The organism is Streptomyces sp. NPDC053560 (assembly GCF_044544605.1).
GTDB lineage: Bacteria > Actinomycetota > Actinomycetes > Streptomycetales > Streptomycetaceae > Streptomyces.
This window is the reverse complement of sequence record NZ_JBITXI010000004.1, coordinates 534,113-558,508: the sequence shown is the minus strand read 5'-3', so window position 1 is coordinate 558,508 and position 24,396 is coordinate 534,113. Positions and strand designations below refer to the sequence as shown.

The 24,396-nt window shown below is 73.6% G+C and carries 21 protein-coding genes and 1 other RNA gene; 11 read left to right on the top strand and 11 right to left on the bottom strand.

Annotated features, from left to right (window positions below):
• Positions 1–86: 86 nt before the first annotated feature.
• On the top strand, positions 87–887 hold the full coding sequence (locus tag ACIGQF_RS12255; protein WP_361556652.1) for an SDR family oxidoreductase: 801 nt from the start codon (positions 87–89) through the stop codon (positions 885–887).
• Positions 888–993: 106 nt separating this feature from the next.
• A complete protein-coding gene (gcvH, locus tag ACIGQF_RS12250) occupies positions 994–1,380 on the top strand; it encodes a glycine cleavage system protein GcvH (RefSeq protein ID WP_399708669.1) in 387 nt (128 codons plus the stop codon).
• A gap of 8 nt (positions 1,381–1,388) precedes the next feature.
• Here gcvH and ACIGQF_RS12245 read toward each other — a convergent pair whose 3' ends face one another.
• The 4 genes from ACIGQF_RS12245 to ACIGQF_RS12230 form a co-directional block, all read right to left on the bottom strand.
• Positions 1,389–1,994 (bottom strand): response regulator transcription factor, encoded by a 606-nt coding sequence (locus tag ACIGQF_RS12245; RefSeq protein WP_361556649.1) that lies wholly within the window; start codon positions 1,992–1,994, stop codon positions 1,389–1,391.
• Entirely contained in the window at positions 1,991–3,160 is a 1,170-nt protein-coding gene (locus ACIGQF_RS12240) for a sensor histidine kinase (RefSeq protein ID WP_399708666.1), read from the bottom strand. Before ACIGQF_RS12240 ends, ACIGQF_RS12245 begins: the two co-directional genes overlap by 4 nt.
• Positions 3,161–3,269: 109 nt before the next feature.
• The gene (locus tag ACIGQF_RS12235; RefSeq protein ID WP_399708455.1) at positions 3,270–3,998 is read right to left on the bottom strand and encodes an ABC transporter permease; all 729 of its coding nucleotides are present in this window, start codon (positions 3,996–3,998) and stop codon (positions 3,270–3,272) included.
• Positions 3,995–4,993: an ABC transporter ATP-binding protein gene (locus ACIGQF_RS12230; protein ID WP_399708452.1), complete on the bottom strand. Its 999-nt coding sequence runs from the start codon at positions 4,991–4,993 to the stop codon at positions 3,995–3,997. Before ACIGQF_RS12230 ends, ACIGQF_RS12235 begins: the two co-directional genes overlap by 4 nt.
• 355 nt (positions 4,994–5,348) lie before the next feature.
• Between ACIGQF_RS12230 and ACIGQF_RS12225 the strand changes: the two genes are divergently transcribed.
• The 3 genes from ACIGQF_RS12225 to ACIGQF_RS12215 all read left to right on the top strand — a co-directional run bounded on the left by ACIGQF_RS12225 (position 5,349) and on the right by ACIGQF_RS12215 (position 8,412).
• The gene (locus ACIGQF_RS12225; RefSeq protein ID WP_399708449.1) at positions 5,349–6,233 is read left to right on the top strand and encodes a MaoC/PaaZ C-terminal domain-containing protein; all 885 of its coding nucleotides are present in this window, start codon (positions 5,349–5,351) and stop codon (positions 6,231–6,233) included.
• A gap of 110 nt (positions 6,234–6,343) precedes the next feature.
• Positions 6,344–7,420: a Zn-dependent alcohol dehydrogenase gene (locus ACIGQF_RS12220; protein WP_399708446.1), complete on the top strand. Its 1,077-nt coding sequence runs from the start codon at positions 6,344–6,346 to the stop codon at positions 7,418–7,420.
• A 56-nt stretch (positions 7,421–7,476) separates the two neighbouring features.
• Positions 7,477–8,412: a 3-oxoacyl-ACP reductase gene (locus tag ACIGQF_RS12215; protein ID WP_399708443.1), complete on the top strand. Its 936-nt coding sequence runs from the start codon at positions 7,477–7,479 to the stop codon at positions 8,410–8,412.
• A 109-nt stretch (positions 8,413–8,521) separates the two neighbouring features.
• Here the strand turns inward: ACIGQF_RS12215 and ACIGQF_RS12210 are convergent, their stop codons facing one another.
• Positions 8,522–8,689: a hypothetical protein gene (locus ACIGQF_RS12210; RefSeq protein WP_399708440.1), complete on the bottom strand. Its 168-nt coding sequence runs from the start codon at positions 8,687–8,689 to the stop codon at positions 8,522–8,524.
• A gap of 149 nt (positions 8,690–8,838) precedes the next feature.
• A complete protein-coding gene (locus tag ACIGQF_RS12205; protein ID WP_399708437.1) occupies positions 8,839–10,293 on the bottom strand; it encodes a hypothetical protein in 1,455 nt (484 codons plus the stop codon).
• A gap of 249 nt (positions 10,294–10,542) precedes the next feature.
• On the opposite strand from ACIGQF_RS12205, the gene ACIGQF_RS12200 reads away from it, so the two are divergent.
• Genes ACIGQF_RS12200 through ACIGQF_RS12190 form a run of 3 tightly spaced genes read left to right on the top strand, consistent with a single transcriptional unit; the run spans position 10,543 to position 13,397 of the window.
• Positions 10,543–11,400 (top strand): Nif3-like dinuclear metal center hexameric protein, encoded by an 858-nt coding sequence (locus ACIGQF_RS12200; RefSeq protein WP_399708434.1) that lies wholly within the window; start codon positions 10,543–10,545, stop codon positions 11,398–11,400.
• Entirely contained in the window at positions 11,397–12,140 is a 744-nt protein-coding gene (locus tag ACIGQF_RS12195; RefSeq protein ID WP_399708662.1) for a zinc ribbon domain-containing protein, read from the top strand. The genes ACIGQF_RS12200 and ACIGQF_RS12195 overlap by 4 nt, the downstream gene beginning before the upstream one ends.
• A gap of 6 nt (positions 12,141–12,146) precedes the next feature.
• Positions 12,147–13,397, top strand: a complete 1,251-nt coding sequence (locus tag ACIGQF_RS12190; RefSeq protein WP_399708432.1) for a bifunctional RNase H/acid phosphatase — start codon at positions 12,147–12,149, stop codon at positions 13,395–13,397.
• A gap of 102 nt (positions 13,398–13,499) precedes the next feature.
• Here ACIGQF_RS12190 and eda read toward each other — a convergent pair whose 3' ends face one another.
• Together eda and yaaA are read right to left on the bottom strand one after the other, a co-directional pair.
• Positions 13,500–14,150 (bottom strand): bifunctional 4-hydroxy-2-oxoglutarate aldolase/2-dehydro-3-deoxy-phosphogluconate aldolase, encoded by a 651-nt coding sequence (gene eda / locus ACIGQF_RS12185; RefSeq protein WP_399708429.1) that lies wholly within the window; start codon positions 14,148–14,150, stop codon positions 13,500–13,502.
• An 84-nt stretch (positions 14,151–14,234) separates the two neighbouring features.
• Entirely contained in the window at positions 14,235–15,035 is an 801-nt protein-coding gene (gene yaaA, locus ACIGQF_RS12180; RefSeq protein ID WP_399708426.1) for a peroxide stress protein YaaA, read from the bottom strand.
• 129 nt (positions 15,036–15,164) lie between these two features.
• Here yaaA and ACIGQF_RS12175 point away from each other — a divergent pair, with 129 nt between their 5' ends.
• On the top strand, positions 15,165–16,664 hold the full coding sequence (locus ACIGQF_RS12175; RefSeq protein WP_399708423.1) for an RNB domain-containing ribonuclease: 1,500 nt from the start codon (positions 15,165–15,167) through the stop codon (positions 16,662–16,664).
• A gap of 18 nt (positions 16,665–16,682) precedes the next feature.
• Here ACIGQF_RS12175 and ACIGQF_RS12170 read toward each other — a convergent pair whose 3' ends face one another.
• Together ACIGQF_RS12170 and ACIGQF_RS12165 are read right to left on the bottom strand one after the other, a co-directional pair.
• Complete coding sequence (locus ACIGQF_RS12170) at positions 16,683–17,339, bottom strand: hypothetical protein (protein WP_399708420.1); 657 nt, start codon at positions 17,337–17,339, stop codon at positions 16,683–16,685.
• Entirely contained in the window at positions 17,336–18,157 is an 822-nt protein-coding gene (locus tag ACIGQF_RS12165; protein WP_399708417.1) for a MerR family transcriptional regulator, read from the bottom strand. The genes ACIGQF_RS12170 and ACIGQF_RS12165 overlap by 4 nt, the downstream gene beginning before the upstream one ends.
• A gap of 151 nt (positions 18,158–18,308) precedes the next feature.
• On the opposite strand from ACIGQF_RS12165, the gene rnpB reads away from it, so the two are divergent.
• Positions 18,309–18,710: RNase P RNA component class A (rnpB, locus tag ACIGQF_RS12160), an RNA gene on the top strand.
• A 420-nt stretch (positions 18,711–19,130) separates the two neighbouring features.
• On the opposite strand, the gene ACIGQF_RS12155 is transcribed toward rnpB, so the two are convergent.
• Entirely contained in the window at positions 19,131–19,418 is a 288-nt protein-coding gene (locus tag ACIGQF_RS12155; RefSeq protein WP_361565817.1) for a WXG100 family type VII secretion target, read from the bottom strand.
• 245 nt (positions 19,419–19,663) lie between these two features.
• On the opposite strand from ACIGQF_RS12155, the gene ACIGQF_RS12150 reads away from it, so the two are divergent.
• Positions 19,664–24,370 carry an FtsK/SpoIIIE domain-containing protein gene (locus tag ACIGQF_RS12150; RefSeq protein WP_399708414.1) on the top strand — a complete coding sequence of 1,569 codons (4,707 nt, stop codon included), beginning with the start codon at positions 19,664–19,666 and terminating at the stop codon, positions 24,368–24,370.
• Positions 24,371–24,396 lie beyond the last annotated feature (26 nt).

Genomic DNA, 24,396 nt, shown 5'->3' with positions numbered 1-24,396 from the left:
TGACGCCTGCGCGCGGCGGGCGGCAGGTGGCCGTCCGTCCCGCGCCCGGTCCGCTGTCGCCCGGGGCCGTGCGAGAGGATGCGATCATGGCTGACACCGCATCGATCGCCTCTCCCGCCACGGGGTTTCCCGCCACCGGCCGCCGTGTCCTGGTCAGCGGGGCCTCCCGCGGCCTGGGCCGGGCCGTCGCCCTCGCCTTCGCGGAGAACGGTGACCGGGTCGCCGTGCACTACGGCTCGCGCCGGGCCGATGCCGAGGCGACGCTGGCCGCGCTGCCCGGCGACGGCCACGCCCTGCTGCACGCCGACATCGCCGGCCCCGAGGGCGCCGCAGGGCTGGTGGCCGCGGCGGACGCCGCACTCGGCGGCATCGACGTGCTGGTGAACAACGCCGCGGTCAACACCCCGCACCCGCCCGCCACCACCTCCTACGCCGACTGGACCGCCGCCTGGCAGAGCCACGTCGCGGTCAACCTGCTCGGCACCGCGCACCTGAGCCACGGCGCGGCACAGCGCATGATCGAGCAGGGCACCGGCGGGCGCATCGTCAACGTCGGCTCGCGCGGCGCCTTCCGCGGCGAGCCGGACCACCCCGCGTACGGCGCGACGAAGGCCGCGGTGCACGCTCTCGGCCAGTCCCTCGCGGTCGCGCTCGCGCCGCACGGCATCGCGGTGGCATCCGTGGCGCCCGGCTTCATCGACACCGAGCGGGTCGGCGGCCGGCTGGCCGGCGAGCAGGGCGCGGCGATCCGCGCCCAGAGCCCGTTCGGCCGGGTCGCCGAGCCGGCCGAGGTCGCGGCCGCGGTCCGCTGGCTCGCCTCCCCGGAGGCGCAGTGGAGTTCGGGCACCGTGCTCGACGTCAACGGCGCCTCCTACCTGCGTACCTGACCACCTGCGCATTGAGCACCGGAGCGCGGCCCCTCCAGGGCGGGCGCCGGCAGCCCGGTTTCCGCCTTGTCGGCCCCGCGGCGGCAGTGCCACCGTCATCGGCATGGTGAAAATCCCCGCGGACCTGTCGTACAGCAAGGACCACGAGTGGCTCCGCCTGGAGGGCGACCGGGCCACGATCGGCATCACCGACTACGCGCAGCGGCAGCTCGGCGACATCGTCTACGTCGAACTGCCCAAGGCGGGCGAGCGTTTCGATGCCGGCGACCCCTTCGGCTCGCTGGAGTCGGTCAAGGCCGTCAGCGAGGTCTACCTGCCGCTGGCGGGCACGGTGCTGACGGTCAACGACTCGCTCGCCGACTCCCCCGAGCAGATCAACGAAGATCCCTACGGCGAGGGCTGGCTGCTCGTCTGCCGGTTCAGCGGCAGCACCGCCGAGCTGCTCAGCGCGGAGGAGTACGAGGCCTACCTGCGGGAGGAGGCAAAGGAGTAGCGGCCGCGCTACAGCCAGCCGTTCCGCCGGGCCGCCCGTACCGCCTCCATGCGGTTGCGCGTACCGGTCTTGCCGATGGCCGCCGAGAGGTAGTTGCGCACGGTCGCCTGCGAGAGATGCAGCCTGCCCGCGATGTCGGCCACCGTCGCGCCGTCCACCGCGGCGGTCAGCACCTCCTGCTCGCGCGGCGTCAGCGGATTCGGCCCGGCGCTCAGCGCGGCGGCGGCCAGCCCGGGGTCGATGACCCGCTCCCCGGCCAGCACCCGCCGGATCGCCGCGGCCAGCTCCTCCACCGGCCCGTCCTTCACCAGGAATCCGCAGGCCCCGGCCTCCATCGCGCGGCGCAGGTACCCCGGCCGCCCGAAGGTGGTCACGATCAGCACCTTGCACTCCGGCAGCGCCTCCCGCAGGTCCGCCGCCGCGTCCAGGCCGCTGCGCCCGGGCAGCTCGATGTCCAGCAGCGCGATGTCCGGGGAGGTCTCCAGCGCGGCGTCGACGATCCGGTCCCCGGCCGGCACCTGGGCCACCACCTCCATGTCCGTTTCCAGGTTCAGCAGCAGCGCCAGCGCGCCGCGCATCATGCCCTGGTCCTCGGCCAGCAGGACCTTGATCACTCGGGTCCCTCCTCCGCGTCCGCCAGTACGCCCGCGTCCTCGGGCAGCTCGGCCACCAGCCGGAAGCCGCGCCGGCCGTCGGGCCCCGCGTCCAGCGTGCCGCCCGCAGCGGCCAGCCGCTCGGCGAGCCCGGTCAGGCCCGTGCCACCGCTGCCCCCGGCGAGCGCCTCGGAGCTTACGGGACCGCGGCCGTCGTCGGTGATCGTCAGCCGGGCCCGGTCGCTGTCGACGCGCACCTCGATCTCGCAGCGGGTCGCGCCGCTGTGCCGTACGGCGTTGGTGACCCCCTCCCGCACGACCCAGCCCAGCAGCGCCCCGGCCTGCGGTGACAGCGGCGGGCCCGACTGGCGTACGACCGGCTCGATGCCGCCCGCCTCCAGCGCCGAGCGGGCCCGGTCCAGCTCGGTGGCCAAACTGCCCTGGCGGTACCCGGTCACCGCCTCCCGGATCTCGGTGAGCGCCTGCCGGCCCACCGCCTCGATGTCGGCGGCCTGGGCCAGCGCCGCGTCCACGTCCCGCGGCGCCAGCCGGCGCACCGCCTCGGCCTTCACCACGACCACCGAGAGGGTGTGCCCCAGCAGGTCGTGCAGGTCGCGGGAGAACCGCAGCCGTTCCTTCTCCACCGCCGTACGCGCCAGTTCGCCCTCGGTGGCCCGCAGCCGCCGGTTGGCCTCGAAGAGGCCGAGGACGGCCGAGGTGACCATGCCGGAGATGAAGGTGCCGTAGCCGATGGTGGAGGCGTCCCACGGATCGCCGCTGCCGTGGCCGGCGAGCGAGCCGGCCGAGGCGCTGGCGATGAAGAGCGCGACGAACAGCGGCCGCCCGCGCAGCAGGGTGCCGGCGGCCAGCGTCATCAGCGGGAAGAACAGCGTCCAGGCCCCGCCGTAACGGATCGCCAGCGCGTAGGTCACGGCGGCCAGCGCGGCCAGCAGGCCGTACGGCACCCAGGTCTCGCGCGCCCGGGGGTTGAAGGCGGTACGCACCACTCCGACGTAGAGCGAGTTGAAGGCCAGCAGGCCGGCCCCGGCCACCCAGGGATTGCCGGCCTTCCCGTTGATCGTGTTGGAGATCGCGCCCACGCCCATGACCAGCCAGGGCATGAACGTGGCGGACGTGGGGCCCTTGCGGAAGACCATGCGTTCGTCGTTCCGCGTCCCCCAGGACATCCAGGAGGGTCCTGTGCCGCAGCCCTTCTTCCGGGCTCTGCCGTCCTGTTCCGCCATCTCGTCCTCGAACTCCGGGACGCGCACCGCCGGGGCACCGCCTCGTCCCACCTCAGGCGGTGCGGGCCGCGCGCCGGTACGCGTACACCGCGTAGCCGCCGAAGGCCGCCAGCCACGCCACCAGCACCAGGACCGTACCCGCCGACGGGCCGTGTCCCGCGGTGACGCTCCAGCCGAGGTCCGCGAAGCGGTTCGACGGGGTCCAGCGGGATATTTCCGCCAGCCAGCCGGGGAACGCCGCGGCCGGGAACCACAGCCCGCCGATGATCGCCAGCACCATCATCATCCCGGCGTTCACCATGCCCGCGGCCTGCGACGAGAGGCGGTACCCGTTGCCCAGGCCGAGCAGGGTGAACGGCGTGGTGCCCAGCCACAGCAGCAGCACCAGCGCGGCCCACTGCGCGGCCGACAGCCGTACGCCGTTGACCAGCGCGCCCAGCAGCAGCACCACGACGATCGCGGGCAGTACGGTCACCGAGGCGCTCAGTCCGCGGCCCACCACCACCCGGGCCGGGGACAGCGGCGTGATCCGCAGCTGCCGCAGCCAGCCGAGCTTCTTGTCCTCGGCGACGCCGTTGCCGGTGCCGAGCGCCGCGCCCAGCGCACCGTACGACGCCATGCCGACCATGGCGGTGACCTTCCAGGCGTCGGCGCCCTTGCCCGTGCCCCCGCCGATGTTGGTCAGCAGGAGGTACATCACCACCGGCATGCCGATGCCGAAGATGACGAAGCCCTTGTCGCGGAGGGTCCGGCGGATCTCCAGCCGGATGTAGTCGATCATCGCAGGGCTCCTTCGCCTACCGCCGCGGCGCCTTCCGGGGCACCGGTGCCACTGTCCGCCGGGCCGCCGTCCCGGGCGTCCGTGCGGGAGGAAGTGAGGGAGAGGAACGCGTCCTCCAGGCTTGCCGGGGCCACCTGGAGGCCCCGTACGAGGTCCAGCCGGGCCAGCGCGAGCACCGTCGCGTCGGAGTCGCCGGACCGCAGCAGCGCCCGGTCGCCCCGTATCTCCAGGGACGTCACCCCCGGCAGTTCGGTCAGCCCGTCGGTGGGCGCGCCCGCCAGGTCGAAGGAGACCAGCGCGCCGCCGACGGTGCGCTTGATCGCCTCGCCGCTGCCGTCGGCCACCACCCGGCCGCGGTCCACCACCACGATCCGGTCGGCGTTCTCGTCGGCCTCGGTGAGGTAATGCGTGGAGAACACCACGGTGTTGCCGCGGCGCGCGTACGCCCGCATCGCCCGCCAGAAGTCCCGGCGGCCCTCGACATCCAGCGCGGTGGTCGGCTCGTCGAGCACGACCAGGTCCGGATCGCCCGCCAGTGCCACCGCGAAGCGCACCCGCTGCGCCTGGCCCCCGGAGAGCTTGTCCACCCGCTGCCCGGCCAGCTCCTCCAGACCGGCCAGCGCCAGCGCCTCGGCCACCGCCATCGGCTTGGGATACGTGGCCGCCACGAAGGCGACCAGTTCCCGCACCGTCACCCGCGGTATCGGCCGGCCGTCCTGCAGCATCGCGCCGATCCGCCCCTGGCGCACCGCCCGCTCCGGCGTGCCGCCGAACAGGCGCACCTCGCCCGACGTGGGCGGCAGCAGCCCGAGCAGCATGCTGATCGTGGTCGACTTGCCGGCGCCGTTCCGCCCCAGCAGCGCGACGGTCTCGCCGCGGTGGACGGCGAGGTCCAGCCCGTCGACGGCCCGCACCTCGCCGTAGGTCTTCACCACGCCCGAGAACGCCACCGCTGTGGCGTCCCGGGCGCTCCCCGTTGTCCCCGTTGTTCTCATGCCCATGAATCTACGGAGACGAGGGTGGTCCCGGTAGAAGGGAATGTCTTCGGCCGGGAAGGACAAATGTCACGGGTGCGGCGGCCGGGGCGCGCGAGGGTTGCACCTGACGATGCGTCAGGGGGTTCCGGGCTGAGCCGGGATGGGCTATACATGGCCCATCGGTAGAACGCGTTCTAGTGCGCTGTGCGGGGTCGCGACGTGCCACGCGTCCCGCCTCGCCGGCGCGTCACCGACCGCTGACGACCCCGGCCGGCCGACGGTGCGGACGCCCGGCCGGGGTCTCGCCGTCCGCCGTCCCCGCCCTCCGCACGCCACCCCGTACACCCGCACCACGGCGAAGGAGCCCCGCACCATGCCCATCGACGCCGACAAGGCCGTTGCCGCCGAGCCGCGCACCTCCGAGATCGCCTGGGACCACAAGGACGTCCAGCTCTACCACCTCGGCATCGGCGCGGGCGCCGCCACGGAGGAGCGGCCCGACGCGGCCACCGACCCCGACGAGCTGCGTTACACCCTGGAGAGCCGGCTGCACGTCCTGCCCAGCTTCGCCACCGTCGCGGGCGCCGGCATGGCCGTCGTCGGCGGGCTCTCGTCCCCCGGCATCGACGTGGACCTCGCGGCCGTCCTGCACGGTGCCCAGAAGATCACCCTGCACCGGCCGATCCCCCTCAAGGGCGCGGCCCGCCAGACCGCGACCGTCCCGGCCGTCTACGACAAGGGCAAGGCCGCGGTCATCGTGCTGCGTTCGGAGACCGCCGACGAGGACGGCCCGTTCTGGACCAGCGACACCCAGATCTTCGTCCGCGGCGAGGGCGGCTGGGGCGGCGACCGCGGCCCGTCCAGCCGTCTGGAGCTGCCCGGGCGCGCGCCGGACCGCACGGTGACCCGGCTGATCCGGCCCGACCAGGCGCTGCTGTACCGGCTCTCCGGCGACTGGAACCCGCTCCACGCCGACCCCGGGTTCGCCGCGCTCGCCGGCTTCGACAAGCCGATCCTGCACGGCCTCTGCTCGTACGGCGTGACGCTGAAGGCGGTGGTCGACACGGTGCTGGACGGGGACGTCGGCCGGGTCCGCAGCTACGCCACCCGGTTCGCCGGCGTGGTCTTCCCCGGCGAGCCGCTGCGCATCCGCATGTGGCGCGACACCCCCGGCCCCGGGAGCGTCCAGGTGTCGGTCACCGCGCCGGACCGCGACGACGCGCCGGTACTGGCCGACACCGTGGTCGAGCACGCCTGACCGGGGCCGCCGACTGCCGCCGCCCGGCTGTCCGGCCGTCCGTGCCCCGCACCCACGAGCCACCCGCACCACCGCACCTTCCGTACCGACCGTACGCAGAGGAGCCGCAGATGCGCGCAGCCGTACAGCACGAGACAGGGCAGGACAAGCTCGAAGTCCTCGACGACGTGGAGGCCGTGGGGTTCGGGCCGGGGAAGGTGCGGATCCGGATCAGAGCCACCGGGCTGTGCCACTCCGACCTCTCCGCGATGAACGGCGTGCTGCCGCAGCCCGCTCCGTTCGTCCCCGGGCACGAGGGCGCGGGCGAGATCGTGGACGTCGGGGACGGCGTCACCGGGCTCTCGCAGGGCGACCGGGTGCTGATGTGCTGGCTGCCCGCCTGCGGCGGCTGTCCGTCCTGCCGACGCGGCCAGACCCATCTGTGCCTGGCCGGCTTCATGAACGCCGGTACCCCCAATTTCAAGCGCCCCGGCGGGGACGTCTTCGGCTTCGCCGGCACCGGTACGTTCGCCGAGGAGGTCGTGGTCGCGGCGAACTGCGCGGTGCCGGTCCCCGACGACGTGCCGTACGACATCGCCGCGCTCATCGGGTGCGGTGTGACCACCGGGCTCGGCGCGGCGCTGAACACCGCCGAGGTCGAGGCCGGTTCGTCGGTCGCCGTCATCGGGTGCGGCGGCGTCGGCATCTCCACCATCCAGGGCGCGCGGGCGAGCGGCGCCGCGCAGATCGTCGCGGTGGACCCGGTGGAGGCGCGCCGCGAGGCCGCGCTGCGCTTCGGGGCCACCGAAGCGGTGGCCCCCGATGAGCTGGCCGACGCCAAGCAGCGGATCACCGGCGGCGAGGGCTTCGACTACGTCTTCGAGGTCGTGGGCAAGTCCGCCACCGCCCGCACCGCGTACGAGACGACCCGGCGCGGCGGCACGCTCTGCGTCGTCGGCGCGGGCGCGATGGACGACTTCTTCCAGGTCAACATGTTCGAGCTGTTCTTCGACGAGAAGCGCATCCTGCCCTCGCTGTACGGGGGCGGCGACGTGGTCCGGTCGTACGAGCGCGCCATCGCCCTCTGGCGGGCCGGCCGCATCGACCTGGAGAACCTCATCACCCACCGGGTGCCGCTCGCCGGCATCAACGACGCGCTGGAGCAGATGCGTACCGGTACCGCGCTGCGTACCTGCATCGAACTGTGAGGCGCCCGCCCGGCCGGGACAGGGCCGGCGGGCGGCACGGACAACGGGAGGCACGGATGGTGCTGCACGGGAGGACGGCCGTCGTCACCGGCGCGGGCCGTGGCCTGGGCCGGGCGGAGGCGCTCGAACTCGCCCGGCTGGGCGCGAATGTGATCGTCAACGACTACGGGCAGCCGGGGCGGGACGGCTCGGGCGAAGCCTCGGCGGCACCCGCCGAGGAAGTGGCCGCCGAGATCCGGGCCGCGGGCGGGCAGGCCACCGCGCACCTCGGGGACGTCGCCGACTTCGAGACGGCGCGTGCCCTCGTGGAACTGGCCGTGGACACCTACGGATCCATGGACATCCTGGTCAACAACGCGGGCATCCTGCGGGACCGGATGGTCTTCTCGATGACCGAGGACGAGTGGGACTCGGTCATCCGGGTGCACCTCAAGGGGCACTTCAATACGACGCGCTTCGCCGCCGCCCACTGGCGCGCGCGGTCCAAGGCGGCCGGCGCCCCCGTGTACGGCCGGATCGTCAACACCTCCTCCGAGGCGTTCCTCGCCGGTTCCGCCGGGCAGCCCAACTACGCGGCGGCCAAGGGCGGCATCGTGGGCCTGACCACCTCAACGGCGGCGGCGCTGGCCAAGTACGGGGTGACCGCCAACGCGATCTGCCCGCGGGCCCGCACCCGGATGACCGAGGACGTCTTCGCGGGCTTCGGGGAGCCGGACGAGGGCGACCTGGACGCGCTGGCACCCGAGCATGTGTCACCGCTCGTCGGCTATCTCGCCGGGCCCTCGGCGGGCGGCGTCAACGGCCAGGTCTTCGTCGTGCACGGCGGCATGGTCGCGCTCGTCGAGCGGCCACGGGTGGCGGCGCAGTTCGACACCGCCAAGGACGTCTTCACGTACGAGGAGCTGGACGCGGCGCTGTCCCCGTACTTCGCCGGCCTGGTGCCGGGGGAGAACTTCGCGGCTGCGGAGGTGCTGGGCCTCAAGAAGGGCTGAGCCGCCTGCCCTTCGGGGGCCGCGGTCCGTGACGCACGACGGCCGTGGCCGCCACGGGAGACCTCTCTCGTGGCGGCCACGGCCGTCTCGGTACTGCCCGGGCTTCCGCTCAGGAGTTCCGGGAGTTCGAAGGCCGGCGGTGCCGCCCGGCGCTGGACGCCGCCGCGTCCTCGCTCGCCGCCGGGCCACGGTGCTTGCCGGAGCCTGCGGCCGGGGCGGCCTGGGCGGAACCCTGGTGCGGGCGCGCCTCGGTCGTTTCGGTTCGGGCTTCGGACATGGAAAGTGTCACTCCGTCAGATCGCTTACAGGTGTACGCGTCGGGACCTCCCCCAGCTCCGCCGGGGATGCCCCCGGGCATCACCGTCGGTGGCCGGGTCAACCGGCTGCGTAGCCCCTTGCAAATTCTAACGGGTGCTCTTTCTCGCTCTACCGGGCCTCCCGGGCCGCGAGCGGCGCCTGCTGCAGCGGCACTGGCCTGCAGGGTTGAGGATGCGCCGCGCTTTCGTACGGTTCCGTCCCCGCCGGGCTCGAATGTGTGGATGTTGTGCGGCCGTTCGGATGTCCCAAGGGGGAAGTGCGGATTCCGGCGGTGGGCGGAAGCCCGGCCGAGGTGGTCCAGGAGGACCGTCTCAGCCGTTGCGAGTGCGATTCGGGGGCCCGCGCCCCGGCCGGTACGGGGAGGGCGGCCGACGAGGTCCCCGGCGCGTCCGCGGGGTCCGTCGGCGGGGCGCCGGCCGCCGCGTCCCACGGCACCCCGGCCCGCGCGACACCGCACGGGACGCCCGGCGTCGCGTACGGCAGGCGGAGCTCGCCCGCCGGCGTCCAGTGGCCCGTGCCGGGCAGCCAGCCCGCCGGCGCGGCCGGCTGCCGCAGCCGCCGCTCCGCAGGCCGCCATGCGGCGAGCCAGGTGCCGGCCGCCGAGTCCACCCGGAAGGCGACCGCGCAGCTCTCCGGGGCCAGCTGTTGACCCGGCTGCACGGCGAAGGGGGTGAGCGCGGCGTCCGCGGCGTGCAGCGCCTCGGGGAACCGCACCGGGAGCGTGCTGCCCAGTACGCCCCAGCCCATCCGGTCGTACCCGGGCGCGTCCGACCGCAGCAGCACCAGGCCGCTGTCGGGGGCGGCCAGCAGCAGCCGGTCGTTGCTGCGCTCGGTGATCTCCAGCAGCGGGCCGACCCCGCCGCCCCGGCCGAGGTCGACCACGACGGTTTTGGTCAGCCCGTCCAGTTCGCGGTCCAGGGCGAGCAGCCGGCCCTCGCGGTCCAGCCAGGCGCCGCCGGTGCAGCGCCCCGGCACCAGGGCGATCCGCTGCGGCCCGTCGCCGCCGTGCAGCAGCCAGACCGCGGTGGCCCGGCGCGCGCCGTCGCCGCCCACGGGGGCGAGGGCGTGCGCCAGCGTGCCGCAGGGGGCGGGCGGCAGCAGCGTCAGCTCCTCGGTCTCCACGCCGCCCAGTGGGATTTCGCCGGTGCCCGGGCCGGTGGGGTAGAGGAGGGCGACCGTGCTGTGGCCTTCCGCGCGGCGCACGATCAGCACTCGGCCGTCCGCGAGCGGCAGCAGCGCGCTGTCCGGACGCTCGGGCCGGCGGCCGGGGAGCGGTACGGCGTACGGCTCGCAGCCGTCCAGCGTCCAGCGCTCGGGGAACCAGCCGCCGCCCGGCGCGGGAACGAGCCGCGCGGCGTACGAGCCGTCGGCGGCGAGGGTCAGCGGGGCGGGGCGGTGGGGCAGTCCGGTGAGGCTCCTGAGGCCGGGGTGTCCCGGCGCGCCGGGAGTGGCACTCTCCGTGACAGTGAACTCCTCGGTGTGGCCGCCGGTTCCGGCGGTGTTCCCGCTGGTCCGGACGCTTTTTCCGTCGGTCCTGACCCGCTCGGTGGCACAGGCTGTCATCGAATGGTCACCTCCAGTCACGAAAGAAGCTAGTTTTCGCACTTCCTGCCGATCAACGAGTGTTGGGTCACTTCACGCGTATGAGTGGCGTGTGTCTGATTCGCCTGCGAACAGTGCGACGCGTGTGCCGACGGGTGCCACCGGGCCGGGGCCGCGCGCGCCGTCCGCGGTCCGTCCGCGGGTCCGGCCGGTGGTCCGCGGCCACCGCGGCTGGGCGTTCGGCGGCGGGTGGGAGGTAACCTTCCCCCCGTGCCCGCACTGTCTGAAGTCCTCTCCGCCCTCGACGCCCTGTGGCCCGCCGAGCGGGCAGAGGCGTGGGACGCCGTCGGCACCGTCTGCGGCGACCCCGAAGCCCCCGTCCAGCGCGTGCTCTTCGCCGTCGACCCGGTGCAGGAGATCGCCGACGAGGCCGTGCGGCTCGGCGCCGACCTGCTCGTCACCCACCACCCGCTGTACCTGCGGGGGACCACGACGGTCGCGGCGTCCACCTTCAAGGGCAAGGTCGTGCACACGCTGATCAAGAACGACATCGCCCTGCACGTCGCGCACACCAATGCCGACACCGCGGACCCCGGCGTCTCCGACGCCCTCGCCGGCGCCCTCGGCCTGCGTGTGCTGCGCCCCCTCGTGCCGGACGCGAGCGACCCCGCGGGCCGCCGCGGCCTCGGCCGGATCTGCGAGCTCGGCCACCCGATGCCGCTGGGCGACTTCGCCCGGTACGCCGCCGAGCGGCTGCCGGCCACCGCGCAGGGCATCCGCGTCGCCGGCGACCCGGACCGCACCGTCCGTACGGTCGCGGTCTCCGGCGGCTCCGGCGACAGCCTCTTCGACGACGTGCGCGCGGCGGGCGTGGACGCCTTCCTCACCGCCGACCTGCGCCACCACCCGGCCTCCGAGGCCACCCAGAAGAGCCCGCTCGGGCTGCTGGACGCCGCGCACTGGGCCACCGAGTGGCCGTGGTGCGAGCAGGCGGCCGCGCAGCTCGACGAGACCTCCGACCGGCACGGCTGGGACCTGCGCACGCACGTCTCCCGTACGGTCACCGACCCCTGGACCGCCCACGCGGCATCCGTCACCCCCGATCACCACCTTGGAGCCCCCAACTGAACGCCGCGCCCGCAGACCAGATCCGCCTCCTGGACGTCCAGTCCCTGGACCTCCGCCTCACCCAGCTCGCGCACAAGCGCAACAACCTCCCCGAGCTGGCCGAGCTCCAGACCCTGGAGGGCGACCTCACGCAGCAGCGCGACCTGCTCGTCGCCGCGCAGACCGAGGAGAGCGACACCGCCCGCGAGCAGACCAAGGCCGAGCAGGACGTGGACCAGGTGCGCCAGCGCGCCGCCCGCGACCAGCAGCGGCTCGACTCCGGCGCGATCACCTCGCCGAAGGACCTGGAGAACCTCCAGCGCGAGATCGCCTCGCTGGCCAAGCGCCAGGGCGACCTGGAAGAGGTCGTCCTGGAGGTCATGGAGCGCCGCGAGTCCGCGCAGGAGCGCGTCGCCGAGCTGTCCGAGCGGGTCGACGCCATCCAGGCCAAGGTCGCCGACGCCGTCGCGCGCCGGGACGCCGCGTTCGCCGAGATCGACGGCGAGGCCGCCAGCGTCACCAAGGAGCGGGAGCTGACCGTCGCCGACATCCCGGCGGACCTGCTCAAGCTCTACGACCGGCTGCGCGAGAAGCAGGGTGGCGTCGGTGCCGCCCGCCTCTACCAGCGCCGCTGCGAGGGCTGCCGCCTGGAGCTGGACATCACCGAGCTGAACGACGTGCGGGCCGCCGCTGCCGACAAGGTCGTGCGCTGCGAGAACTGCAGCCGCATCCTGGTCCGTACGCCCGACTCGGGCCTGTAAGCCGCGATGGCGCGTACGTTCATCGTCGAGGCGGACGGCGGGTCGCGGGGCAATCCCGGGCCCGCCGGGTACGGCGCCGTCGTCATCGACCCCGAGACCGGCGAGACGCTGGCCGAGGTAGCAGAGTTCCTCGGTACGGCCACGAACAACGTCGCCGAGTACAAGGGGCTGGTGGCCGGGTTGCGCGCCGCCCACGCGCTCGACCCGGAGGCGGAGATCCGGGTCCGGATGGACTCCAAGCTGGTCGTCGAGCAGATGTCCGGCCGCTGGCAGATCAAGCACCCGGACATGCAGCCGCTCGCGGCCACCGCCAAGGCCGTGTTCCCGCCGGACCGGGTCACGTACGAGTGGATCCCGCGCAAGGAGAACAAGCACGCCGACCGCCTCGCCAACGAGGCGATGGACGCGGGCGCCGCCGGCCGTCAGTGGGAGCCGGGCATGTCGAAGGCGGCGCTCGCTTCCGGATCGCGGCCGGCCGCGGGCGCGACGGCCGCGGACACCGCGGTCGCGGACGCGGAGATCGACGACGCCACGGGTGCCGCCCCCGCCGCCTCGGGGGCGACCGCCGAGCCGCGGGACGCCGGCACCGCCACGGCCACCCCGCCGTCCGGCTGGGCCGTGCCCGCCGACCTGGGCGCGCCGACCACCTTCGTACTGCTGCGGCACGGTGAGACCCCGCTGACCCCGGAGAAGCGGTTCTCCGGCAGCGGCGGCTCGGACCCCGAACTCTCCGCCGCGGGCCGCCTGCAGGCCCGCGAGGCGGCCGCCGCGCTCGCCGTACGCGGCACCGTCCAGGCGATCGTCAGCTCCCCGCTGCGCCGCTGCCGGGAGACCGCCGAGACGATCGCGGCCCGGCTGGGCCTGGACGTGCGGGTCGAGGACGGGCTGCGCGAGACGGACTTCGGCGCGTGGGAGGGCCTGACCTTCTCCGAGGTGCGCGAGCGCCATCCGGCCGACCTGAACGCCTGGCTGGCCTCCGACAAGGCGGAACCGACCGGCGGCGGCGAGTCGTTCGCGGCCGTGGCCCGCCGGGTCGAGCTCACCCGTGACAAGCTCAGGGCCCGGTACGCCGGGAAGACGGTCCTGCTGGTCACCCACGTGACGCCGGTCAAGACCCTGGTACGGCTGGCGCTGGGCGCCCCGCCGGAGTCGCTGTTCCGCATGGAACTCTCCGCGGCGTCGCTGTCGGCGATCGCGTACTACGCGGACGGGAACGCGTCGCTGCGGCTGCTGAACGACACCTCTCACCTGCGGTGAGCTGAGCCGATACGGCTACGGGGGACGGCGCCGCGCCCGACTGCCGGCTGCGGCGCCGTCGTGGCCGGGCGCGCAGTTCCCCGCGCCTCTGAGCGGCGCCCCTCAGGCGCCGAGTGCGGCTGCCTCGCGCGCCAGGCGTTCGACCTGGTTCCAGTCCTTGGCCGCCAGGGCGTCCGCCGGGAGCATCCATGTGCCGCCCACGCAGGCGACGTTGGGCAGGGCGAGGTACTCCGGAGCGTTGGCCGCCTTGATGCCGCCGGTGGGGCAGAAGCGGGCCTGGGGGAGCGGCGAGGCCAGCGACTTCAGGTACGGGGTGCCGCCCGCGGCCTCCGCCGGGAAGAACTTCATCTCCGTGATGCCCTCCTCCAGCAGCGTCACGACCTCCGACGTCGTGGAGACGCCGGGCAGGAACGGCACGCCGGAATCCCGCATCGCGCCGAGCAGCCGCGGTGACCAGCCCGGGCTCACCAGGAAGCGGGCGCCGGCCGCGACGGTCCCGGTGACCTGCGCGGGCGTGATCACCGTGCCCGCGCCGACCACCGCGTCCGGGACCTCGGCCGCGATCGCCCGGATGGAGTCCAGCGCCGCCGGGGTGCGCAGCGTCACCTCGATCGCGGGCAGACCGCCCGCGACGAGCGCGCGGGCGAGCGGTACGGCGTCGGCGGCGTCCTCCAGGACGACGACGGGGACGACGGGGGCGAGCCCGAGGACGGAACGCTCGGGAACGGCGGAGGCAGAGGCAGCACTAGTCACGGGTTCATAGTGCGCCCCGACCGCACTCTTCGCAACGCACGTTGCGCATGTTGCAATGCGCGGGGCCGCTTCCGCGGGCCCCGGTCAGAGCTCGGTGACGATGACGTCCAGCGACCACGGCTTGCCGGCCTTCGCCGGGGCCTGCGCCTCGACCGCGTAGTCCAGCCCGCGCAGCGCCTCCACCAGCTCCTCGGGGGTGGCCGGCGCCAGCCCGGCGGAGAGCAGGTCGCGGACCATCCGGCCCTTGGTCGCCTTGTTGAAGTGGCTGACCACGGAGCGCTTCTCCACCCCGTTCACGATCTTCGACTGGAGCACCCGCACCGTCGCCGTCCGCTCGGCGACCTCGCCCTTGGGCTTCCAGGCCGCCGCGTACGCCGACGAGCGCAGGTCCAGGACCAGGCCGTCCCCGGCCGCAGCGGGCATGACCTCGGCCATGGGGCCGCGCCAGTACGCCCCGAGCGCGCCCAGTCCGGGCAGCTTCACGCCCATGGAGCAACGGTAGGACGGGATGCGGTCGGCGATGCCCACCGCGCCCCACAGCCCCGAGAAGACCAGCAGCGACCGCGCCGCCAGCTGCCGCGCCTTCGCGTCGAGCGTCGCCAGGCCGAGCGCGTCGTACAGCACGCCGGTGTAGATCTCGCCCGCCGGGCGGGCGCCTGCGGTGCGCAGCCCGGCGTTCTTCGCCACCTCGCCCTTCAGGCCCTCGCTCAGGCCCAGTACCTCCTGCGCCTTGCCCGCGTCCGCCGCGCACAGCTCGACCAGCTCGGTCAGCACGGCCTCCCGGGCGGGCGCGAGGCCCGGCAGCGACAGCGCGGCCACGTCCAGCGGGGCCGTGCCGTCCTGTCCGTCGGCCTTGCCCTCGGACGGCGGCAGCAGCGTGAGCACGGTCGGTCTCCTTACGGCGGTACGGGCACGAGAGCGGGCCGCGCCGGAGGGGCGGCCCCCGTGAACCCTATGCCGTCACCGCGCCGTCGCTTGACGGTGCCCGGAGGGGATTTGTCCTAGTCTCGTGCCATGCCCCGCCGCCCGATGCGTGTGACCGACGAATCCCTGGAGGGCAACGCGCCGCTGTGCGACGCGCTGCGGGAGCTGCGGACGCGTCTGGAGGTCCCGGCGGACTTCCCGCCCGAGGTCACGGCGGAGGCCGACCGCGCCGCACGGAGCCCCCGGATGCCGGCCGAGGACGCCACCGGCCTCCCGCTCTTCACCATCGACCCGCCCGGCTCCACCGACCTCGACCAGGCGATGTACCTCGCCCGCCGGGAACCGGGCGGCTTCCGCGTGCACTACGCCATCGCCGACGTCGCCGCGTTCGTCGCCCCCGGGAGCGCGCTGGACGCCGAGGCGCACCGCCGCGTGACCACCCTGTACTTCCCCGACGGGCGCGTGCCCCTGCACCCGCCCGTCCTCGGCGAGGGCGCCGCGAGCCTGCTGCCCGACCAGGACCGGCCCGCGGTCCTCTGGCGGCTCGACCTGGACGAGTACGGCGCGCTGGTCGGCACCGACGTACGCCGGGCCGTGGTCCGCTCCCGCGCCCGGCTCGACTACGAGGGCGTGCAGCGCGCCATCGAGTCCGGCACGGCCGCCGAACCGCTCTCCCTCCTCCGCGACATCGGCCAGCTGCGCGAGGAGCGCGAGCGGGACCGCGGCGGCATCTCGCTCAACGTCCCCGAGCAGGAGATCGTGGCCCAGGACGGCGGCTACCGCCTCGACTACCGGGCCCCGCTGCCCGCCGACGGCTGGAACGCACAGCTCTCGCTGCTCACCGGCATGGCGGCGGCCGGCCTGATGCTCGACGCAGGCACCGGCATCCTCCGCACCCTGCCCTCCCCGAACCTCGCCACCCCGTTCGCGCGGGAGGAGGCCCCGCCCTCGGACGGCGCGGTCGGCCGGCTGCGCCGCACCGCCCGGGCCCTGGGCATCGACTGGCCGCACCACACCTCGTACGCGGAGCTGATCCGGGGCCTCGACCCGCACCTCCCCACACACGCCGCGTTCCTCCAGGAGTGCACCTCCCTGCTGCGGGGCGCGGGCTACACGGCCTTCGACGGCGCGCCGCCCGCACCCGGCGACGTCCTGCACTCCGCCATCGCCGCGCCGTACGCCCACGCCACGGCGCCGCTGCGCCGTCTCGTCGACCGGTACGCCGCCGAGCTGTGTCTGTCGGCGGCGGCGGGGGAGGACCCGCCGGAGTGGGTGCGCGCCGCGCTGCCCGCACTGCCGGAGGAGACGGCGGCGGGCGGGCGGCGCGCCCACCGCGTCGAGCGGGAGTGCGTGGACCTGGTCGAGGCGGCCGTCCTGCGGGACCGGGTCGGCGACCTCTTCGACGGGTACGTCGTCGACGTCCACCCGGACCGGCCCCGCCGGGGCACCGTCCACCTCTGTGCCCCGGCGGTCGTCGGCCGGGTGGACGCCGCCCCCGACGCCCCGCCGCTGCCCCTCGGCCGCCCCCTGCGCGTCCGCCTCACCGCCGCCGATCCGGGCCGCGAGCCCGTCCGCTTCGTACCGGCCTGAGGACAGCACCGGGTGCCTTCAGGAGCCAGCCGGCTCCGGTTCCGGGGTACGCGCCTCTCGCACGGCCTCGGCCGCTTCCCGGGCGGCCTCGGCCGCCTCGCGCAGGGCCGTCACCGCCGCCCGTGAGTCGTCCGCGTGGAACCGGACCGTACGGACCTCCTCGGGCGGCGCGAGGAACCGCCGTACGACCGTGACCGGTGCGGACAGCTCCACCGTCACCGTCGTCTGCCCGGCGATGGCCGCTTCGAGGACGCCGGCGGGCGGCTTCCCGTGGGGGAAGCGGAGGTCGCGCCGGACGGTGGTGATCAGCGCCAGGGGAATCGCGGCGTCGAGCCGCGCGCCGTTCCGTACGCGCAGCACCTCGGGGCCCAGCAGATGCGGTCGGGTGACCGCGGCGGTGTGCATCCCGAGCGCCATCAGGACCGTGTAGACGTCCAGGACCAGCAGGATCCAGTGGAGGGTGGGGTAGTCGGCGAGCAGGAAGGACACCCCGACCGTCTCGACCAGGCACACGAAGGCGAAGCCCAGCACCAGCGGGGCCTGCGGCCGTGAGTATCCGAAGGCGCGTACCCCCGGCCCGGCTCCGTCCTGCCGCCGTGCCGCCCACAGCCCCAGGCTCGCCAGCCAGCGGCCCTCGTGCGCGAGCAGCAGGCGCAGTGCGTGCCCCCGGTTCATCGCGCACGCTCCGTGAAGAGCCGGATGGCCTGCCGGACCGCGGCGGCCTGGGCCGGGGCGAAGTGCGCGTAGAAGGCCTCCATCAGGGCCTGGGCCCCGGCCGCGTCCCCCGGCCGGGCCTCCTCGGCGGCCAGCGCCTCCCGCGCGCCGGCGGCCAGCTCGGCGGCCACGTGGTCCGGCAGGGAGTCGCGGATCGCCTGTGCGGCCTGTGCCACTCGGGGGTCGTCCACATCCGCCTCCGCCAGTTCGTCCAGCAGCGCGTACACCTCGTACGCGCGGTCCACCGCCTCGGGGTCGTCCAGTGCCGAGCCGAGCAGCGTCGACACCTCCGCCGTCGCCGTGCCCATCGACTCGAACATGGCCATCAGCTCCCGTTCCTGGGCGGCCATCGCGGGCTCCGGGCCCGGCCGGGCGGCCGAGGCCCGGGCCATGCGCCCGAAGACGTCCGCCAGTTCCTCCGACACCGGGCCCTCGGCGGGCAGGCCGCCGTGCTCCTCGGCCCGGCGCAGCAGCGTGCGCAGCCGCTCCCGCCGCTCGCGGATGTCCGCCTCCTGCCGGGCCAGGTCCGCGTCCAGCTCGGTCAGTACCTCGTGCAGGTCGCGCCCGGCGTCCTCGGCCAGTACGTCGCGCACCTCGTCCAGGCCCAGCCCCAGCTCCGTGAGGCGACGTACCCGGGACAGCAGGACGGCGTCGCGCAGCCCGTACTCCCGGTAGCCGTTGGCCCGGCGCTCGGGCTCGGGCAGCAGCCCCAGGTGGTGGTAGTGGCGCACGGTCCGGGTGCTGACGCCGGCCAGCGCCGCCAGCTCGCCGATCCTCATGCCGGCCGTCCGGTGAGTGTGCTTCTTCCCGTCTCCATGGCGACCAGTAGAAACGTTGACGTTGCGGCAAGGTCAAGGAACCGGTGCGGGCCGTGGCCGTGGCCGGGGACGGAGCGCCGTGCCGGACGGGTAGCATGGTCGGCACGGCGGACGAGCCGGCCGGGCGGTCGCGTGGGGGTCTTCGGACCTCCCCGAGGAACGTCCGGGCTCCACAGGGCAGGGTGGTGGGTAACGCCCACCCGGGGTGACCCGCGGGACAGTGCCACAGAAAGCAGACCGCCGGTGCCGCAAGGCGCCGGTAAGGGTGAAACGGTGGTGTAAGAGACCACCAGCCTCCGAGGTGACTCGGAGGGCTAGGTAAACCCCACCTGGAGCAAGGTCAAGAGGGGCCGTCTTCGGACGGCCCTGCGCGGATGTTCGAGGGCTGCCCGCCCGAGTCCGCGGGTGGACCGCACGAGGCTGCCGGCAACGGCAGCCCTAGATGGATGGCCGCCTCCCCGCGGCCCGCAAGGGCCCCGGGAGACAGAACCCGGCGTACAGGCCGACTCGTCCGCCGCCCTCTCGCCGCGTGGCTCAAGCCCGGCGAAGAATTCTTTGTGCGACGTAATTCGGCGTTTCTGTGACCGAGCTCACGAGCGCCGGAAACCCGCAATGCCGCCACCCCGTCACCAGATTCCTGACGACTTCGGCCACAAGGGGCAGAAGCGTCATCAATCAGGACAGTGACCGATATCCGTGGCCTTCTCTTCCCCTGTCGTGATGCGTTTTCGATTCCGCGTACTACCGCCGGCCCGCCAATGGTTGACGCATGTGAATACTCTGTGAATGCACCGTACGGGATGTGACGATAGTGGAGAGCTTTTCGGCGCCCCCGAAAACAAAAAAGGGGTGAGGGTGACGCCGGCCCGTACGGGCCGACCCCCCCTCACCCCCAGCGCTGTGCGCAGCAGGCTCGAACGCGGCTGTCGCCGACTTACTTGCCCAGCTCCAGGTCGAGGTTCTCGAAGGAGTCCGCAGCCTTCTCCAGGTACTGCGCCAGGCCGTCGAGACCCTCGTTGGTCTTCGACATACCCGTCTTGAACTCCTCGAAGTCGTGACCGAACTTCTTCGAGGCCTGGCGGGTGACGAAGCCCTTCTCCAGGAGGCCGTCGATGTAGCTCTTGAGGTCGTGGAGCTTCTCCTCGATGCGCTCCTTCTCGCGGTTCATCTTCTTCGCCGCGGCCCGCATGTCCTCATATGTGACATCAAGGTCTTTAGCCATGACGTTCCCCTTCCCTCCGTTGACCGCGAGGTCCCCCTCCCGGCATGCGCTCGGCGCGCACCCGCTTCGGTACGCGCCGTTGGGCACCCTAGTCGCTGACCTTCATGGGCGCACATAAGCGCAGTCGCAACGCCCAATGAATCCCGGTAAATCGGGACGTTATTGAGACATGCTGCAGGTGCGCGGCCGAGTTCCCGGGACGATATTCTCTTCGGCGTAGAGAGGCATTTCGAGGAGGAGCGTAAGTGCGTTTGAAGCTGACCGTTGTCGACCCCTATGCGCAGGCCAGCACAGACCTCGTCCTCGACGCCGACCCGGAGACCCGAATCGACGCCGTCGCCTGGGAGTTGGCGCGTCGTGTACGGGGCGGGGCCGGTGCGGGGCAGCCCGTCCCCGTGCTCTACGTCGACAACTACCCACTGGATCCGGCACACACCGTCACCACCTCCCCGCTGCGCGACGGCGCGGTGGTGAGCCTGGACGACCCCTCCGGCTCCCTGCCCGGCGAGCAGTCCGGTCTCATCGAGATCCGGGTGGCCGGCGGTCCCGACTCGGGCGCCGTGCACCGGCTCGGCATCGGCCGGTACGACATCGGCTCCCACCCGAACTGCCAACTGGTCGTCAACGACCCGGAACTGCCGCAGCGCGCGATGACGCTCTACGTGGTCTCCGCCGACGACCTCCGCCTGGTCGTGCACGGCGGCGAGCAGCCGGAAGGGCAGCCCGGCGCGGCGGCGCCGGTGCCCGAGAACGCGGAGCCCAAGCTGGAGGTGCGCGTCGACGGCAAGCCGTTCGACGGGCAGCAGCTGCCCGTCGGCTCCCAGCTCGCCCTCGGCAACACCCTGCTCGACGTGGCCCATTACCTGCCGCCGGACGCGGCCCTGAAGTGGTCCGACGACGGTTCCGCGCTCGACTACAACCGCCCGCCGCGGCTGCGCCCGCCGGAGCGCACCACCAAGTTCCGGCTGCCCTCGCCGCCCAAGGAGTACGAGGCCCGGCCGCTGCCCTGGCTGATGGCGGCGTCCCCCCTCGTCATGGCCATCACCATGGCGATGGTGATGGGGCGCGCGACGTACCTGGTGATGGCGGTATTCAGCCCGCTGATCATGATCGGCAACTACTTCTGGGACAAGAAGCACGGCCGCAAGTCCCACGCCAAGCAGGTCGAGGAGTACGAGGAGCACAAGGCCCGGATCGAGCGCGACGCGCAGGAGGCGCTGGTCCTGGAGCGCGGCGACCGCCGCCTCGACCACCCGGACCCCGGCACGATCTGGGCCGGCGCCACCGGCCCCCGCACCCGGCTGTGGGAGCGCCGCCGCAGCGACGCCGACCACCTGCTGCTGCGGGTGGGCACCGGCCGGCTGCCCTCCGCCGTCGTCCTCGACGACCCCGAGCAGGACGACCACCGCCGCCAGGTCACCTGGGACATCGCCGACACCCCCGTCGCCCTGCACCTGGGCAAGCTCGGCGTGATCGGCTTCGCGGGCCCCGACGAGACCGCGCGCAGCCTGGCGCGGTGGGCAGTGGCGCAGGCGGCGGTCCTGCACAGCCCGCTGGACGTGCAGTTCTACGTACTCACCGACGCGCACGCGCAGGCCGGCTGGGACTGGGTCCGCTGGCTGCCGCACGCCCGTCCGACGGCGCAGGACGCCAACGTCCTCATCGGCAACGACGCCGAGACCGTCGGCGCCCGGATCGGTGAACTCACCCAGATCCTCGACGCCCGGCAGAAGGCCGCCCAGGAGAACCGCGGCCAGGTGGGCTTCTCCGACCCCGACATCGTCGTGGTCTGGGACGGCTCGCGCCGGCTGCGTTCGATGCCCGGCGTCGTACGGCTGCTCCAGGAGGGCCCGGCCGTATCGATGTACGCGATCTGCCTGGACGCCGAGGAGCGCTTCCTGCCCGGCGAGTGCAAGGGCGTCGTGATCGCGGAGCCGCGCAACGCCCGGCACGCCCGGCACGAGCGGCAGGTCGGCGGCGGCGCGAGCGACGCGTACGAAGCGCTGCGCCGGGCCGCCGAGGACGAGCAGCGGAAGAAGGCGGCCGAGGCCGGCCGGTCGCGCCGCAAGGGCAAGGGCAAGCGGAAGAAGAAGTCGGCCGCGGCCACCTCGCCGGCGCTGACCAACACCGCCGCCGTGATGCTCTCCCTCGACAACCAGAGCGGCGCCCCCATCGCCGCCGTGCCGACGGCCGCGGAGCAGATCGACCCCTCCGTGCTGCGGCTGCGCGTGCAGCAGGAGGGCGCGGCCAAGATTCTCGGCGTACGGCCCGACTTCGTGTCGCCGGCCTGGTGCGCCCGGGTGGCCCGGTCCCTCGCCCCGCTGCGCGACATCAGCGGCGAGACGACGGACAGCGCGCTGCCGGACGCCAGCCGGCTCCTCGACGTCATCGGGATGGAGCCGCCGACGGCCAACGCGGTGGCCGCCCGCTGGCAGACCGGCGGGCAGTCCACGCTGGCGATGGTCGGTGAGTCGTACGACGGACCGTTCGGCATCGACATCCGCAAGGACGGACCGCACGGCCTCATCGCCGGTACGACGGGCTCCGGCAAGTCCGAGCTGCTCCAGACGATCGTCGCCGCGCTGGCGGTGGCGAACACGCCGGAGAACATGACCTTCGTGCTCGTCGACTACAAGGGCGGCAGCGCGTTCAAGGACTGTGTCCACCTGCCGCACACCGTCGGCATGGTCACCGACCTCGACGCCCACCTCGTCGAGCGCGCCCTGGAGTCCCTCGGCGCCGAACTGCACCGCCGCGAGCACATCCTGGCCCAGGTCGGTGCGAAGGACATCGAGGACTACCAGGACCTGGTGCGCCGCAACCCGGGCATGGCACCGCTGCCCCGACTGCTGCTCGTCATCGACGAGTTCGCGTCCATGGTCCGCGACCTTCCCGACTTCGTCACCGGCCTGGTCAACATCGCCCAGCGTGGCCGTTCCCTCGGTATCCACCTGATGCTGGCCACCCAGCGGCCGTCCGGCGTGGTCTCGCCGGAGATCCGGGCCAACACCAACCTCCGTATCGCCCTGCGCGTCACCGACGGCGGCGAGTCCTCGGACGTCATCGACTCGCCCGAGGCCGGCAACATCTCCAAGAACACCCCGGGCCGCGCCTACGTGCGTACCGGCGCCGCCTCGCTCATCCCCTTCCAGTCCGGCCGTGTCGGCGGCCGTCGCCCCGGCACCGTGGACCCGATGGCCATCGCCCCGTGGACCGGGGAGCTGGACTGGGCGGGCCTGGGCCGCGCCGCGCTGGCGAAGCCCGCCGCCGCCAAGAGCGAGGAAGAGGAGATCACCGACCTGAAGGTCCTGGTCGACGCCGTCCGGGAGGCCAACGCCCACCTGCGCATCCCGCAGCAGCACAGCCCGTGGTTGCCTGCCCTGACGGAGAAGCTGCTCCCGGAGGACCTGCCGCCGGTGCGGGGCCAGGGCGCATTGCCCCCGGCGCCGTACGGCATCGAGGACCTGCCGTCGAGCCAGGCCCGCCGAGCCGCCGCGGTCGACTTCGCCACCTTCGGCCACCTGCTCATCGCGGGAGCGCCGCGCAGCGGCCGCTCCCAGGTGCTGCGGACGATCGCGGGCTCGCTGGCCCGTACCCTCTCCTGCGCCGACGTCCACCTGTACGGCATCGACTGCGGCAACGGCGCGCTCAACGCGCTGACCAAGCTGCCGCACTGCGGCGCCGTGGTGGGCCGCAACCAGAGCGAGCGGGCCGTCCGCCTGGTCCGCCGGCTGTCGGCGGAGGCGAGCAAGCGGCAGGAGCTGCTCGCGGAGTACGGCTTCGCGGACATCGGAGAGCAGCGCGCCGGGACGCCGGAGGACCAGCGGCTGCCGCACATCGTGGTGCTGCTCGACCGCTGGGAGGGCTGGGCCACTTCGCTGGGCGAGCTGGAACACGGCGAGCTGACCGACGAGCTGCTGACCCTGATGCGTGAGGGCGCGAGCGTCGGCATCCACCTGGTGATCACGGGTGACCGGACGCTGCTGACCGGCCGGATCTCCTCGCTGACGGAGGACAAGTACGGCCTGCGCCTCGCGGACCGTACCGACTTCTCGATGCTGGGCATCAACAGCCGCAAGGTGCCGGACGAGATCCCGCCGGGCCGCGCCTTCCGCAACGAGACGGGCACCGAGGTCCAGTTCGCGCTGCTGAGCGAGGACGCCACCGGCCAGGGCCAGAACGCGGCCCTCGCGGCGATCGGGGAGGGGGCGACCCGCCGGGACGCGGCGGTGCCGCGCACCCTGCGCCCGTTCCGGGTGGACTCGCTGCCCAGCCGTATGACCTTCGACCAGGCGTGGCAGCACATCGACCCGGTGGCGTTCGCCTCGCCGCTGTGGGGCCTGGTGGGCGTCGGCGGCGACGACCTGACGGCCTTCGGCCCGGACCTGGCAACGGGCTCCTTCGTGATCGCGGGCCCGGCGAAGTCGGGCCGCTCCACGGTGCTGATGAACCTGGCACGTACGTACGCCGGCCGCGGCATCCGCCTGGTCGTCGCCGCCCCGCGAACCTCCCCGCTGCGCGAACTGAAGGGCCTGGGGGGCGTCCTCGCGGTCTTCACGGGCAGCGACATCGAGGAGGACGAGCTGCAGGAGGCCGTGGCGACGGCATCCGTCGACCACCCGATCGTCATCCTCATCGACGACGGCGAACTCCTGGAGGACTGCGACGCCGAGGACGAGTTCAAGCGCCTGATCTCCAGGGGCTCCGAACGCGGCATCGGCATCGTCATCGCCGGCGACGAGGACGACGTCTGCTCGGGCTTCAGCGGCTGGCAGGTCGACCTGAAGAAGTCCAAGCGCGGCCTCCTGCTCTCCCCCCAGGACACCTCCAGCGGCGAACTCATCGGCGTCCGCCTGAGCCGCAGCTCGGTAGGCGGCCCGGTAACCCCGGGCAAGGGCCTCCTCCACCTGGGGAGCGGGGATGCGTTCAGTGTGACTGTGCCGGTGGGCTAAGACTCTCGATCAAGCACGACGCCTGC

Excerpts from the sequence above, each read along its gene's own strand:
- ACIGQF_RS12230 (WP_399708452.1), bottom strand. The coding sequence starts at position 4,993 with ATGAGAACAACGGGGACAACGGGGAGCGCCCGGGACGCCACAGCGGTG.
- ACIGQF_RS12215 (WP_399708443.1), top strand. The coding sequence starts at position 7,477 with ATGGTGCTGCACGGGAGGACGGCCGTCGTCACCGGCGCGGGCCGTGGC.
- ACIGQF_RS12165 (WP_399708417.1), bottom strand. The coding sequence starts at position 18,157 with ATGAGGATCGGCGAGCTGGCGGCGCTGGCCGGCGTCAGCACCCGGACC.
- ACIGQF_RS12155 (WP_361565817.1), bottom strand. The coding sequence starts at position 19,418 with ATGGCTAAAGACCTTGATGTCACATATGAGGACATGCGGGCCGCGGCG.
- ACIGQF_RS12235 (WP_399708455.1), bottom strand. The coding sequence starts at position 3,998 with ATGATCGACTACATCCGGCTGGAGATCCGCCGGACCCTCCGCGACAAG.
- ACIGQF_RS12225 (WP_399708449.1), top strand. The coding sequence starts at position 5,349 with ATGCCCATCGACGCCGACAAGGCCGTTGCCGCCGAGCCGCGCACCTCC.
- ACIGQF_RS12240 (WP_399708666.1), bottom strand. The coding sequence starts at position 3,160 with ATGTCCTGGGGGACGCGGAACGACGAACGCATGGTCTTCCGCAAGGGC.
- ACIGQF_RS12205 (WP_399708437.1), bottom strand. The coding sequence starts at position 10,293 with ATGACAGCCTGTGCCACCGAGCGGGTCAGGACCGACGGAAAAAGCGTC.
- ACIGQF_RS12220 (WP_399708446.1), top strand. The coding sequence starts at position 6,344 with ATGCGCGCAGCCGTACAGCACGAGACAGGGCAGGACAAGCTCGAAGTC.
- ACIGQF_RS12210 (WP_399708440.1), bottom strand. The coding sequence starts at position 8,689 with ATGTCCGAAGCCCGAACCGAAACGACCGAGGCGCGCCCGCACCAGGGT.
- ACIGQF_RS12175 (WP_399708423.1), top strand. The coding sequence starts at position 15,165 with ATGCCCCGCCGCCCGATGCGTGTGACCGACGAATCCCTGGAGGGCAAC.
- ACIGQF_RS12190 (WP_399708432.1), top strand. The coding sequence starts at position 12,147 with ATGGCGCGTACGTTCATCGTCGAGGCGGACGGCGGGTCGCGGGGCAAT.
- ACIGQF_RS12255 (WP_361556652.1), top strand. The coding sequence starts at position 87 with ATGGCTGACACCGCATCGATCGCCTCTCCCGCCACGGGGTTTCCCGCC.
- ACIGQF_RS12170 (WP_399708420.1), bottom strand. The coding sequence starts at position 17,339 with ATGAACCGGGGGCACGCACTGCGCCTGCTGCTCGCGCACGAGGGCCGC.